Source organism: Nocardioides sp. CF8 (assembly GCF_000389985.1).
Classification (GTDB): domain Bacteria; phylum Actinomycetota; class Actinomycetes; order Propionibacteriales; family Nocardioidaceae; genus Nocardioides; species Nocardioides allogilvus.
Genome location: NZ_CM001852.1, coordinates 3,944,752 through 3,957,299, shown reverse-complemented (window position 1 = coordinate 3,957,299; position 12,548 = coordinate 3,944,752). Strand labels below are relative to the sequence as shown.

15 protein-coding genes and 3 pseudogenes are annotated in these 12,548 nt (G+C 65.5%); 6 read left to right on the top strand and 12 right to left on the bottom strand.

What is annotated here, in order from left to right; all coding sequences use genetic code 11:
* Nucleotides 1–4: 4 nt before the first annotated feature.
* From CF8_RS19245 to CF8_RS22140, 4 genes are all read left to right on the top strand, one after another.
* Nucleotides 5–1,453 carry an MmgE/PrpD family protein gene (locus CF8_RS19245; RefSeq protein ID WP_010834765.1) on the top strand — a complete coding sequence of 483 codons (1,449 nt, stop codon included), beginning with the start codon at nt 5–7 and terminating at the stop codon, nt 1,451–1,453.
* Nucleotides 1,454–1,615: 162 nt separating this feature from the next.
* Nucleotides 1,616–2,086 carry a helix-turn-helix domain-containing protein gene (locus CF8_RS22150; protein ID WP_010834764.1) on the top strand — a complete coding sequence of 157 codons (471 nt, stop codon included), beginning with the start codon at nt 1,616–1,618 and terminating at the stop codon, nt 2,084–2,086.
* 50 nt (nt 2,087–2,136) lie between these two features.
* Complete coding sequence (locus CF8_RS22145) at nt 2,137–2,595, top strand: transposase (protein ID WP_010834763.1); 459 nt, start codon at nt 2,137–2,139, stop codon at nt 2,593–2,595.
* Nucleotides 2,592–2,756 carry a hypothetical protein gene (locus tag CF8_RS22140; RefSeq protein ID WP_156887277.1) on the top strand — a complete coding sequence of 55 codons (165 nt, stop codon included), beginning with the start codon at nt 2,592–2,594 and terminating at the stop codon, nt 2,754–2,756. The genes CF8_RS22145 and CF8_RS22140 overlap by 4 nt, the downstream gene beginning before the upstream one ends.
* Nucleotides 2,757–2,769: 13 nt before the next feature.
* Here CF8_RS22140 and CF8_RS23725 read toward each other — a convergent pair whose 3' ends face one another.
* Complete coding sequence (locus CF8_RS23725; protein ID WP_442937087.1) at nt 2,770–2,967, bottom strand: hypothetical protein; 198 nt, start codon at nt 2,965–2,967, stop codon at nt 2,770–2,772.
* 5 nt (nt 2,968–2,972) lie between these two features.
* Nucleotides 2,973–3,377 carry a hypothetical protein gene (locus CF8_RS23720; protein ID WP_010834762.1) on the bottom strand — a complete coding sequence of 135 codons (405 nt, stop codon included), beginning with the start codon at nt 3,375–3,377 and terminating at the stop codon, nt 2,973–2,975.
* Nucleotides 3,378–3,390: 13 nt separating this feature from the next.
* Between CF8_RS23720 and CF8_RS23360 the strand changes: the two are divergent.
* A pseudogene (locus CF8_RS23360) lies at nt 3,391–3,960 on the top strand (IS21 family transposase); the annotation flags it as partial.
* Nucleotides 3,961–4,069: 109 nt separating this feature from the next.
* On the opposite strand, the pseudogene CF8_RS23715 reads toward CF8_RS23360, so the two are convergent.
* From CF8_RS23715 to CF8_RS19180, 10 genes and pseudogenes are all read right to left on the bottom strand, one after another.
* A pseudogene (locus tag CF8_RS23715) lies at nt 4,070–4,222 on the bottom strand (aldolase/citrate lyase family protein); the annotation flags it as partial.
* Complete coding sequence (locus tag CF8_RS19220; protein ID WP_010834761.1) at nt 4,219–5,379, bottom strand: acyl-CoA dehydrogenase family protein; 1,161 nt, start codon at nt 5,377–5,379, stop codon at nt 4,219–4,221. The gene CF8_RS19220 and the pseudogene CF8_RS23715, both read right to left, overlap by 4 nt.
* Before the next feature lie 76 nt (nt 5,380–5,455).
* On the bottom strand, nt 5,456–6,727 hold the full coding sequence (locus tag CF8_RS19215; protein WP_051204275.1) for a CaiB/BaiF CoA transferase family protein: 1,272 nt from the start codon (nt 6,725–6,727) through the stop codon (nt 5,456–5,458).
* Between the two features lie 2 nt (nt 6,728–6,729).
* The gene (locus tag CF8_RS19210) at nt 6,730–7,284 is read right to left on the bottom strand and encodes a MaoC family dehydratase (RefSeq protein WP_010834759.1); all 555 of its coding nucleotides are present in this window, start codon (nt 7,282–7,284) and stop codon (nt 6,730–6,732) included.
* Nucleotides 7,285–7,634: 350 nt separating this feature from the next.
* The gene (locus CF8_RS19205) at nt 7,635–8,387 is read right to left on the bottom strand and encodes a FadR/GntR family transcriptional regulator (RefSeq protein WP_036491524.1); all 753 of its coding nucleotides are present in this window, start codon (nt 8,385–8,387) and stop codon (nt 7,635–7,637) included.
* A gap of 68 nt (nt 8,388–8,455) precedes the next feature.
* Nucleotides 8,456–9,142 (bottom strand): annotated as a pseudogene (locus CF8_RS19200) (ABC transporter ATP-binding protein).
* Nucleotides 9,143–9,211: 69 nt separating this feature from the next.
* Nucleotides 9,212–9,451 carry an ABC transporter-like protein gene (locus CF8_RS19195; protein WP_010834756.1) on the bottom strand — a complete coding sequence of 80 codons (240 nt, stop codon included), beginning with the start codon at nt 9,449–9,451 and terminating at the stop codon, nt 9,212–9,214.
* 17 nt (nt 9,452–9,468) lie between these two features.
* Nucleotides 9,469–9,870: an ATP-binding cassette domain-containing protein gene (locus tag CF8_RS19190; RefSeq protein ID WP_010834755.1), complete on the bottom strand. Its 402-nt coding sequence runs from the start codon at nt 9,868–9,870 to the stop codon at nt 9,469–9,471.
* Nucleotides 9,867–10,061, bottom strand: coding sequence for a hypothetical protein (locus tag CF8_RS19185; protein ID WP_084622950.1), 195 nt, complete (start codon nt 10,059–10,061; stop codon nt 9,867–9,869). The genes CF8_RS19190 and CF8_RS19185 overlap by 4 nt, the downstream gene beginning before the upstream one ends.
* A gap of 347 nt (nt 10,062–10,408) precedes the next feature.
* Complete coding sequence (locus tag CF8_RS19180) at nt 10,409–10,783, bottom strand: hypothetical protein (protein WP_010834753.1); 375 nt, start codon at nt 10,781–10,783, stop codon at nt 10,409–10,411.
* 396 nt (nt 10,784–11,179) lie between these two features.
* On the opposite strand from CF8_RS19180, the gene CF8_RS19175 reads away from it, so the two are divergent.
* Complete coding sequence (locus CF8_RS19175; protein ID WP_332248895.1) at nt 11,180–12,385, top strand: IS110 family transposase; 1,206 nt, start codon at nt 11,180–11,182, stop codon at nt 12,383–12,385.
* Nucleotides 12,386–12,548 lie beyond the last annotated feature (163 nt).

Here is a 12,548-nt window from a genome sequence, read left to right as displayed (position 1 = left end):
CACCATGACCTCGACGACGTCCGCCACCGGGATCTCGACGACGCAGGAGGGGGCGGCGGTCGAAGTGTCGCCCGCGTCCACTGACACCATCGCCATGCAACTAGGGCGCTGGGCTGCGGAGATCAACCTGGAAGACGTCCCCACCCGGGTCGTCGACCGTGCACTGCTGCACGTGCTCGACTGCGTCGGCCTTGCCTACGCATCGCGCAACTTCGAATTCGCGAAGCGGGCCCTGGCGACCGTCTCTGAGTTCGGCCCGGGCGACTCCGTCGTCCTGGCGCACAGCCAGCGCCTCCGCCGACGGGACGCTGCACTGATCAACGGCATTCTGGTGCACGGACTCGACTTCGACGACACTCACCTCCCCGGCGTCGTGCACGCGTCGGCGAGCGCGTTCCCTACAGCGCTGGCCGTGGCCAGCCATCGCCATCTTCCCGGAAGCGACCTGCTCCTCGGTTACCTGCTGGGCGTCGAGGTCGCTGCGCGGGTGGGCGCTGCCGCGAACAGCGGGTTCCACGAGCAGGGCTTTCACCCCACCGGCCTGGTGGGTGCCTTCGGCTCCGCCGTCGCCGCCTCCCGGCTGGGCGGACTCAATGCGGACGGCATCGCGAGGGCCCAAGGGCTGGTCGGCAGCACCGCGAGCGGAGTGATGGAGTTCCTGGCCACCGGGGCGTCGACGAAGCGGATGCATCCGGGGTGGGCCGCCACCTGCGGCATCACGGCGGCGGAGTTCGCCCGCCATGGCTTCGAGACACCGCCCGAGATCTACGAGGGCCGGTACGGGTTGTATGCCTTGCACACTCCGACCGGACACCCGATCGATCTCGACAAGGCGGTCGCTGGCCTCGGGGACACGTGGGAGATGCTCAAGGTGGGGATCAAGCCCTACCCGGTATGTCACTTCACCCATGCCTTCGCCGACGCTGCCTTGGAGCTCCTCGCCCAACACCAGCTCCAGCCCGGCGACATCGAGTCTGTGACGTGCCTCGTGCCGTCCACCATCGTGCCAGTCGTCTGTGAGCCAGCCGAGGCCAAGCTGGCGCCGCGCTCAGACTACGACGCCAAGTTCAGCCTGCCCTACATCGTCGCGACAGTGTTGACGCGAGGTCGATTCACGCTTGCCGAACTGGAACCGCCAGCTCTCCACGACGTTGACACCCTCCAGCTCGCCCGGAAGGTCACCTACCAGGTGGACCCGAACAGTACCTTCCCGAAGTATTTTCACGGTGAGGTGGTGATCCGGACGAGGGACGGTAGCGAGCTGCGGCACCGGGAGGACGCTAACCGGGGCTCGGAGGAGCGCCCGCTGGCGGCTGCCGATATCGAGGCCAAGTTCTACGACAACATGGCGCTCACGGCGAGCCGGAGTCATGCGGAGCGAATCCACGAGTCGGTGATGCAGCTGGCGACGCGCGAAGACAGCGCGAAGTTCGCGGAGGACTTGCAGGGATGATGACGGCATCGGCTACCCAGCTCACCGAACCTCGCGGTTCTTCGGACGCTCGCCGTCAGTCATGAGGCCATCTAGTAGCGTGTCGCTGCTGAGTTCTGGCGTGTTTCGTTGAGAGGTTGGTGCTGGCAGATCCTTCCCCTATCTGCCGGATAGGACGTTGCCATGCCCTCGCAGAAGAAGCGGCCGGTCACGTTGACCGTTGCTGATCGTGAAGAGTTGGTTCGCCTCACCACGACCGGAGTTCATCCGGTCTCGATGGTCAGGCGGGCGCGGGTGCTGCTCGCGTTGGACGCCTCGGTTGGAGTAGTCGATCCCGAGGAGGTCATCGCGGCTCGTCTGGAGGTCTCGCGTGAAACGCTGCGTCTGGTCGCCAAGCGTTTCGCCGATAGCGGTGGCGACGCGCGCGCGACGATTGGGCGGAAGAAGCCAGCACGTCCTCCGGTGCCCTCGCCGGTCACCGGCGAGGTCGAGGCCCGCCTCATCAAGCTGGCCTGCTCGGCTCCACCGGAGGGCTACTCGCGGTGGTCGCTGCGACTGCTGGAGAAGCACGTCGTGCTCGTCGACGACATCCCCGATCTGGACCACTCGACCATCGGACGGGTCTTAAAAAAACGAAACTTCGTCCTCATCTGAAGAAGTGCTGGACGATCCCACCACGGGCGAATGCGGAGTTCGCGGCCCGGATGGAAGACGTGTTGTCGGTCTACGCCCGGATCTGTGACCCGATGCGGCCGGTGGTGTGTATGGATGAGAAGCCCTACCAACTCCTGGACCACGCCCGCGATCCGGTCCCCGCCGTGCCGGGGCGTGACCTGCGTGAGGACAGCGAGTACGTGCGGCACGGGGCGTGCTCGATCTTCGTTGGGTCGAGCCCTTGGCCGGGTGGCGTCGAGTCGAGGCCCTCGAACGACGTACCCGCATCGATTGGGCCGGGCCAGGTCAAGCAGTTGCTCACCGCGGACTACCCCGACGTCGAGAAGGTGGTGTTGGTGATGGACAACCTCAACACGCACGGGATCGCCTCGCTATATGAGGCCTTCGAGCCCGAGGAGGCCTTCGCGTTGGCCCAGCGCCTGGAGATCCATCACACCCCAAACACGGGTCGTGGCTCAACATCGCCGAGATCGAGCTCTCCGCGTTGACCCGCCAATGCCTGGACCGACGCATCAGCGACCTCGACGTCCTCAACACTGAACTCGCCGCCTGGCAGGCGGCGACGAACGCCGAGGAACGTCAGGTCGACTGGCAGTTCACCACCGACGACGCGCGGATCAAACTCCGCCACCTATACCCCAACCAATAGGTGCGACAGGCTACTAGTGCCGCGGATTTGAAGTTGTTGGACGGTTGGCCTTCTTGAGGATGTCGGCGCTGGTCTTGGTCCAAACGAAGGGGTAGGAGCGGTCGTTCCATCCGTCGAGGAAGGCGCGGATCTTGGAGTTCAGGTCCTTAACGGACTTGAAAACTCTGCGGCGGATGGCCTGGCGTTCGACAACGCTGAAGAAGACCTCCACGAGGTTCATCCACGACGCGTGAGTCGGGGTGAAGTGCACGACGAACCCTCGGGTTCTCCGCCAGCCACGCCCGGGCGTTTGTGTGTGTGGGCGGCGTAGTTGTCCATCACCAGGTGCAGCTCGACCGGGTTGCCGTCGGCGTCGAGGTGGTGTCGGTAGGTCCGTTCGATCTGCTTGGGGAAGGCCAGGAATCCCTGGTGGCGGTGCCGGGCCTTGAGCGCACCGGTGACCTGGCCGGTGGCGATGTCCAGCGCAGCGTGTCCGTGGCCATGAGAAAGTCCCCACTGGTGGCCAAGTCTTAGTCCCCGGTTTTGGCCAGGTAGAAGTCCCCACTCTTCGTTCGTCGTGTCGTAGCGAGCCGTGAGGCCCTGCGTGGTGACGGTGGCGGTACCAACCAGCCACATCACCACGCAGGGGTCTCCATTGAAGAACGCGAGAGAGCGTATGGACGTCATTTCCGCCTACCGAGACGTGGGCACTTATCGGGGTGCTGCCGCGATCTGCGGGACCACTCACAAGACCGTGAAGAGAATCATCGAGCAGCACGAAGCCGGCAGTGCCCGGGTCGAGAAGCCGCCGCGGGCCAGGAACTACGACGACGTTGTCGACGTGGTCGCCAAGCGAGTCAAGGCCACTTCTGGTCGGATCTCAGCCAAGCGGCTGCTGCCCGAGGCACGCGCTGCTGGCTATGTCGGATCGGCACGGAACTTCCGGCGTCTGGTTGCCGACGCGAAGGCACGGTGGCGCCAGGGCAATCACCGCGGTCGTCGGCCCGGGGTCTGGGCGCCCGGCGAGACGCTGATCATCGACTGGGGTGTCTTGAACGGCGTCCACGTGTTCTGTGCGGTGCTGGCGTGGTCGCGGTTCCGGTTCGTCCGGTTCGCCGGCGACGAGAAGGCCGCCACCACACTGGGGATGCTCGCCGAGTGCTTCGAGGAACTCGGTGGGGTGCCCAAGGTTGTCCTGGCGGACCGGATGGGCTGTCTGCAGGGCGATTCAAGATCCGGGGGTAGGGCCCCTTCGCGTCCGGGGTTGAGCCGGACCCACAGCTCCTTGCTCGAACCCGCCCGCGACCCGAGGGTTTTGACCACTCGCGTGCGATGCGACGGGCACGCTCCTTGTCCGCGACGGGGACAGCGTCCTCGAGGTCGAGGACGACGGCGTCGGCAGCATCCACCCACGCCTTCGGCAGCTTCTCCTCGGCTGTCGCCGGGACGTAGGGGTAGGACCGCGGCCGCCGAGCGCCCGGATTCATCCGACGGTCGTCCGCCCCGACAGCAAGGACTTCGCCACGACCGTACGCAGGACGTCGTTGGTGCCTTCGCCGATGCTCATCAGCGGGGCATCACGGTAGAGGCGCTCGATCTCGTACTCCTTGGAGAAGCCGTACCCGCCGTGAACCTTCATTGAGTCGATGACGCCCTGGAGCGCCATGTCCGAAGCGAAGATCTTCGCCATGCCGGTCTCTCCATCGGCACGATGGTCCCTCACCTGGGTGGCAGCCCAGTACGTCATGAGGCGAGCCGCCTGCAGGTTGGTGGCCATGCTCGCGAGCTGGAGCTGGATGGCCTGGAAGTCGGCGATCGGGTGACCGAACGCCTCTCGCATCTTGGCGTAGGCCAGTGCCTCGTCGTACGCACGCTGTCCTACACCGACCGATCGAGCTGCGATGTTGACCCGACCCCACTCGAGCGCGGAGAGCGTCTGCTGCATGCCACGACCTTCGACCCCACCGACGAGGTTGTCGACCGGCACTCGGACGTTGTCGAGAAGCACCTCGCATGACTCGACTCCCTTGTATCCGAGCTTCTCGATGTCCTTGAGCACCTCGAACCCCGGTGTTCCTTGCTCGACGAGGAGCACACTCATGCCACGGTGCGCAGGTGTCGCGCTGGGGTCCGTCTTGACGATCACGGGCAACGGGTTGGCGTGGCGGGCGCTGGTGATCCACATCTTTGTTCCGTTGATGACGTACTCGTTTCCCTCCAAACGGGCAGTGGTCCTAATGCCCTGCATGTCCGTGCCCGCGCCCGGCTCCGTCAGTCCCAGACCCGTGCGGCGAACGCCGCTGGCCAGCTCGGGTAGGAACTTCTTCTTCTGTTCCTCGGTTCCGTGCATGGCAATCATCCGGCACGACAGCGAGTGACTGCCGAGCACACCGGCGATACCCATCCACCCTCGGGACAGCTCTTCGAAGACGATGGCGAAGGACACAGGATCCAACTCGAGGCCGCCGTACTCCTCGGGCACGGTGATCCCGAAGAGACCCATTTGCGCGAGCCCGTCGATGATCTCCGTCGGGTGACGGCCGGACTGCTCCCACTCGCGGGCGACCGGGATGATTTCCTTGTCGACGAAGCTGCGCAACAGCGCTCTGAAGTCTTGCTGCTCCTCGGTGAAGTTGAAGTCCATGTCTCTCCTCGTGTGATGGCTGATACAGCCGGTCGAACGTGCTGGGTGTCTCCGCGACGAGCGCAGTCGGAGCGGCTCAGGTGGCGGCGCTCTCAATCTCCAGCGGACCCGAAGCGGAGGCGCCCTCGCGCGTGGCCTCCATAGCGGACGAAGGAAGGCCGAACGCTCCGGCCGCCTCCAGCTCTGTCACCTGGGCAGCGTCCATGCCGATCAGCTCGCTGAGCACATAGCCGAAGTCCTCGTTGCGGAAGGGTGCCCGGCGGTACTCCTGTGTCGCTTTCCCTACGCGAACCGGCGAGGCGACCTGTCGGACCTTGCCGAAGCGTGGGTGCTCGGTCTCGATCACCAGCCCACGTGCCGTGGTGTGCTCGTCTGCGAGCGCCTCGCCCACCGAGTTGATCGGGGCGCAGGGGATCGACGCCGCCGAGAGTGCCTCGATCCAGTCGGCCACCGACCGGGTGACGAACTCCTTCTCCAGGAGCGGGATGAGCTCGTCCTTGTGACGCTGCCGCGTCGCGAAACTGTCGAAACGGGGGTCCTTGGCCCACTCAGGGTGGCCGAGCTCTTCCGTCAGCCGCACCCAGAACTTTTCCTTGGCGCAGCCCACCACCATCCAGCCGTCGCTCGCGGGGAACGCTTGGAACGGCACTAAGGAGGGGTGCGCCGAGTGGCGGGTCCGGGCGGGCTGGAATCCTGCGTTGAGGTGCCACGCTGCTGGATAGTTCAGCAGGGAGATCGCCGTGTCGTAGAGCGATACGTCGCAGTCCATGCCGACGCCGTCGCGTCGCGCGGCATGAAGGCCCGCCAGCAGCGCGATCGCGGCGACAAACCCGCCGGAGTAGTCGACCAGGGACAGCCCGCTCTTGGTCGGCGGCCCACCCGGCTCGCCAGTGATGTCCATCCACCCGCCTAATCCCTGCAGGACATAGTCGTACCCGGGCTGGCTCTGCCGAGGCCCCGTCATGCCGAAGCCGGTGAGCGAGCAGCAGACGATCGCCGGGTTGAGGTGCTTCAAGTCGTCGTAGGTGATCTTGATCTTCGCGGGCACGTCGCCTCGGAGGTTGGAGTACACGACGTCTGCCTTCTTGACCAGTTTCTCAAAGACCTCGCGCCCCCGCGGGTTGGACAAGTCCAGCGAGAGACTTCTCTTGTTCCGGTTGAAGGCCTCGAAGAACAGAGAGTCCTCGTCCTCGCCGTAGGGCGGCACATAGCGACCGACATCGCCGCCAGAGGACGGATCCTCGATCTTGATGACCTCAGCTCCGAGGTCGGCAAGGTGCACACTGCCCCATGGGCCAGCGCCGTACTGCTCGATGGCAATGATGCGGACGTCCTCGAGTGGCTTCATCGTCATCTCCGTCGGGCTCGGTCTCGGGCGTCGGCGCCGGAGGCGTCAGCGATCGGGTGGTCCGCTTCGGGGAACAGCCCCTGCAGCTGCTCGGACCCGCGACGGTGCACGAGGAACGTGCGCAGGAACGAGCAGACTTCCTTGGCGTCCTGATTGAGCGTCCGGGTCTTCACCGTGACGATGCCGGCGTGCGGACGGCTGTTGCTCTCGCGCTTTTCAAGAACTGCGGACTCGCTCCAGAGAGTGTCTCCCGCGAACACCGGGTGGGTCATGCGGATTTCATCCCACCCGAGATTCGCGACAGCGTTCTGAGTGAGGTCCGTGACGCTCTGGCCCACGGCGATGGCGACGGTCAAGGTGGACACCACGAGGGGCTGGGAGAACTCCGAGCGCTCGGCGTACTGCCGGTTGAAGTGCATCTGGTTGGTGTTCATGGTGAGCAAGGTGAACCAGGTGTTGTCCGCCTCGGTGACCGTGCGGCCGAGAGGGTGGCGATAAACGGCGCCGATGTCGAAGTCTTCGAAGAATCGTCCCTGCCATCCTGCTTCCACGCCCATTGACTGCTCCCTGCCTCGATCGACGAATCCTGCGCCCGTTTCGCCGCCACTCTAAATATCTGATGTATACGAGTCAAGAATTTCATGGTCTCATATAGGCCCTTTTCCCGCGCTGTGAATCCGGTCGGCAAACATCAGATTATTGATGGCATGTGTTCACGTCGGGGGTTTCGCGGGCGCGTCCCGCCTGCGGTCGATCACCTGAGCGGCAATGCCGACCGCGGCCACACGTACGAGGCTGCGAACGCCATGTCGGGCAGCCAGCGTGACCGCGGGTGCGCCGGGCGCTGGCGCCGATAGGTGCACTCGCCTCGATCGTCCTTGCAGGAGCGTGAGCAAGCCAGACGGGTCTAGCCCCGTCCCTCCATCGGCAAGTACAGGACCCTGAGCCGATCGAGGTGGGACTTCATCGCCTCTGCGGCTTCATCGGCGCGGCGAGCCGCGATGTGCTCACCGATCACCAAGTGATCGGAGTCGACGTCCCTCCACCAGCTCTCCGGCATGTCCGAGCGCCGAAAACGCGAGCCCAGCACTCGGAAGTTCGGCTCGTTCATCATCGCCAGGAGGCGATTGCCGGAAGCCTCCACCACGATGGTGTGAAAGGTGGCGTGCTTCTCGAAGCGCTGCCGCTCGAAGTTACGCGCGGTCTGACGTTTCCCAGCTGCCAAGAGGGCGGTGACCTGATCGGCATCGGCACGCTGGGCCGCGAGCCTTGCTGCTGGTACTTCCACCGTCTCGCGTGCCTCGAGAATCTCTTGGACAGATATCCGATCGTTGCCGGACATGAGGCCGAGGCTGGTCTCGAGATAGGAGCTGACCTTGGAGGCATGGACCTCCGAGACGAAGGTTCCCCCGTTGACGCCGCGTACCGTTTGGACGAGGTCCCGAGCGGCCAGCACGCGCAGTGCCTCTCGCAAAGTACTGCGCGAAACGCCGAAGCTGCGCAGGAGGTTGGCCTCGGAGGGAAGTCGGTCGCCCGCGCGTAGGGTGCCGTCGATGATCTGCTCGCGGAGCTGCTCAGCGACCTGCTCGTAGGCAGGCCTCACCTTACGCAAGCACAGAGCCTCCCGCTCGGATGTCGCGGCGGCTGCGGCTTCACTCATGGACCCTCCTCTGGCGCTGCTCGTACTCTACGGGCCGGATGCTCCCGCGACCGATGAGCCCGCCTATGTCAGCCACCCAGAGAGGCTCGGCGAACGTCTTCGTCCGCGAGCAACTCCTGGCCCGAGCCCTTGTAGGTCGCGAGTCCGCGCTCGATGACATAGCCGCGGTCCGCGATCGACAGGGCAGACCGGGCATTCTGCTCGACCATCAAGAATGTGATACCGGCGTTCGCTCGGAGCTCCTGGATCTGCTCGAAGACCTCCGCCACGATCTTGGGCGACAGCCCGACGGACGGCTCGTCCATGAGGACGAGGGTTGGATTGAGCATGAGCGAGCGTCCGATCTCGAAAGCACGTCGCTCGCCCCTCGACAGGGATCCTGCGTGTTGCGAGCGCCGTTCGGCAAGCCGGGGAAACAGGTCGAAGATCTCGTCGATCCGCCTTGCGATGCGCTTGCGGTCCCGCTCGACGAACATGCCGAGCTCGAGGTTGTCGTAGACAGACATCTCAGGAAACACCGTCGACCGCTGGGGAACCATGGCGATGCCGCGGCGCAGCAAGGTGTCAGGACGCGCGCCCGTGATGTCGTCGCCCCGGAAGCGCACCGAGCCCTTCCTCGTCTGGATCAGTCAGTACGTCGCCTTGAAGACCGTGCTCTTTCCGGATCCGTTCGGACCGACGATGCAGACGATCTCGCCCTCGCGGACCTCGAGGTCGATGCCGTGGAGGATGTCGAAATCGCCGTAGCCTCCCACTCCCCCCGCAACGACAGCAGCGGCTCAGTCGCCGGACTTGTGGGGGCATCGGCGTCCAGCGTCATCTTCTCAGGCTCCAAGGTAGGCATCGATGACCTCCCGATTCGTGCGGATGTCGGACGGGTCTCCCTGGGCCAGGATCTGGCCGCTCTCCATGACGATGATCCTGTCCGCAAGGCTGAAGATGAACTCGACGTTGTGCTCAACGACGAGGAAGGCCACGTTCTCTTCCTCTCGGAGGCGAAGCACGTAGGACTTCAACTTCTCCACGAGGGTCGGGTTCACGCCGGAGGCTGCCTCGTCCAGCATGACTAGCCGGGGTTGGCTCACAAGCAGTGTTGGTCCGTCCTGCCCAGCATCCTAAGTGGCCCGACCTCCGACCAGTTCCTGGAGAGCTGCGCGTTCTGCCGCACGGTGAGCTCGCTGAAGACGCGGACGTTCTGGAACGTACGACCGATGCCGCTCCGTGCGACGCGCGAGGGCCCCAGGCGATCGATCACCCGACCCTCGAAACTGATCGATCCCTCATCGACGTCGACGTCGCGCGACAGACATCCGAGCATGGTGGACTTTCCGGAACCGTTCGGTCCGATCAAGCCCACGATCTCCCCACGGTCTACGTGGAGGTCGACGTTGCGAACGGCGTGCACGCCGCCGAAGCTCTCTATTACGCCTGTCGCGTCGAGCAGTCTCTCGCTCGAGGCCTCGGCTACCGGCACGGCGCTCATCGAGGGGCCTCCACGTGGCGGTCATCGGTTGCAGGTTCGTCGTACGCGCGGTGATCAGGGAGACCGAACCAGCGCCGCCGCACCGCGATGATCCGGCGGCCGAGCTCCGTGCGCTCACCCCGCTCGAGGGTGCCGGCGACCCCTTCCGGCATGAAGAGCACGAGAAGCATCAACGCCAGGCCGAAGTACATAAGGAATGCGCCGCCCGACTGGTTGGCCCACAGGGTGTCCTGGACGACGAGGTATGCGACCGCCCCGCGATCGCCTCGAGCTCTGACCACGGGATTACCTCAACCGGGTTGTGCCAGGAGTCGTCGACGCCGAACCCGAGGCCGTCGGCCGTACCCGCGATCCGCGCCCCCGTCTCCGGGTCGCGGTGATGGGTGCCCGACCAACCCGCCTCACGGACCTGGGCGACCTCGGCCGGGTCGATCAGGACCGCGGTCAGCGGCCAGACCGTCCACGACCTCAGCAGTTCGTGCTGACATCGACGACTCGTCACGACGGTCGACCGGCTCGCCATCACGCCACCTCGGCCTCAGCAGTGGTGCCGACTCCGGCTGGTGTCTCCTGTCTCGTCGTCGTCGTCGTCGTCGCCGTCGGTCTCGAGCTGACGCAGCCGACGCACCGTCGCCTGGTCGAGCCCGGTCAGATGCACGACGTCCTTGACCGCGAGCCGCTCGGCGAGAATCCGCTCGATCGCGGCCGAGGCCGCGACCTCGGCGTCCGCCACCGCTTGCTCGGCCTGGGCGCGTTCCTCCCAGGCGACCTCGACGTCTACCGCCGCCTCGTCGATCCGCTGCTCCCGGGCCAGCTGGTCCGGGTCCAGCTTCAGCCGGCGCTCCCGCGCCGCCTTCAGCCGGGCATCCCGAGCCCGGTCCCGACCCGCCTGTGCCTGTGCCGCCTTCCCCACTGGGAAACCACCTCTTGATCGTCACATCACGGAAATCCACCGCGACCCTTCACAAGCAAGAAGCAACCTCGACCGACCGAGCTCGGACACCTCCGATCCACCGAATTTGAACCACGCCAAGTCGCCCAACTCACCAGACTCTGAGCCTCACCAAGTCCCTCGCACCCCATGCATTCACGGACCATGGTTTCGTCCGCACGAAATGTGACGGGCCCGCTCCGCCTCCGGGATGGCTCAACCCCATGCTGCTCACCACGCGGTCTGTGGTGTGGCTTTGATCCAATGGCTGCCTCCCGGTGGCGGTCAGCGGCCGGCGTCGTCGCTCGATAGAGGCATGGGACAAACACCCAGCAACCGCAAGCTCTACAGCTCGCACCCAGGTGTTTGAAGGTCCCGGTGAGTGCATGCGCGTCGCTGGTCCAGCGGTCAATTGCAGAACCGGGTCTCAGTGAGGTGAGTGGCTTGTTTGCAGGCATCGACACGCACAAGGACACGCTGGCAGTCGCCGTCGTGGACGAACAAGGACGGCAAGTCGCCAGTCGCGAGGTAGGCAACACCGACGACGGGTTCGCCGACCTGGCCGCGCTGTTCCAGCGCCTGGGGGTCGTGCGCGTAGGGATCGAAGGCTCCGGCAGCTTCGGTCGAGCAGTCGCAGTCCACCTCGCGCTGCTCCCCCACGCATCATGGTCCGTAGTCGAGGTCCCCACGCTGATGACCTCACGCGAACGCCGCGCCCAGGTCGGGCAGGGCAAGACTGACCCGGTCGACGCGCTGGCGATCGCCCGCATCACCGCCCGCGACGCGGCCGGGGAGTCCAAGCTGGCGCCGGTACGCCTCGTCGTGGGACCGGCCGCAGACCTGCGTGCGCTGCTGGACTACCGCGGCGACCTGTTGCTCGAACGCACCGCGCTCGCCAACCGCGCCCACGCCGAGCTGACCGGCCTCTCCCCCGGCTACCAACACCAGGTCCGCAGCCTCACCACCCGCGCCCGGGTCCGTCAGGTCCTGCAACTGATCGCCGACGATCACAGCGTCCGTGCCGACCTGACCAGACGCCGACTCGAGCGGATCATGGTCATCGACGCTGAAGCAGCCAAGCTCAAGCGTCAGATCGCTGCCCTGGTCGTCGACGCCGGCAGCACCCTCACCGACATCCACGGCGTCGGCCCGCTGGTCGCGGCCCGGTTCCTGGCCGAGATCGTCGACGCACGCCGCTACCCCACCACCAACACCTTCGCCGCCGCGAACGGCACCGCACCCATCCCAGCCTCCTCGGGCCGCACCGTCAGGCACCGCTACAACCCCGGCGGCAACCGTCAGCTCAACCGCGCGCTGTACACGATCGCGCTCACACAGATCGCCTCCGACACCGAAGGCCGCGCCTACTACCGCCGCAAACGAGCTGAAGGAAAGACCGGCCGCGAAGCACTGCGCTGCCTCAAACGACGCATCTCAGACCGCGTGTACCGAACCATGCTCCGCGACACCGAAAGCGCAGGTCAGCCGGTCGGTGCAAGCGTTGGTGAGCCATCTGGTGAGCGACTGGCAACGATGCTGGCGGTGGGTGCGAGCGACGCACACGAGGTACGACTCACGGCCTGAAGGCCAGCGCGTGACAGGCATTGCAACCTCGAACCTGCTCTTCACTCAAGCGATCGCCGCACCCACCACCGTCAGACTACGCCTGAAACTCGTGCCCGAAAGGGCTTGCAACATAGAGGCCCACTGTCGGAAATCGCTGTCGGGCAGGTGTCCGAAACCGGGT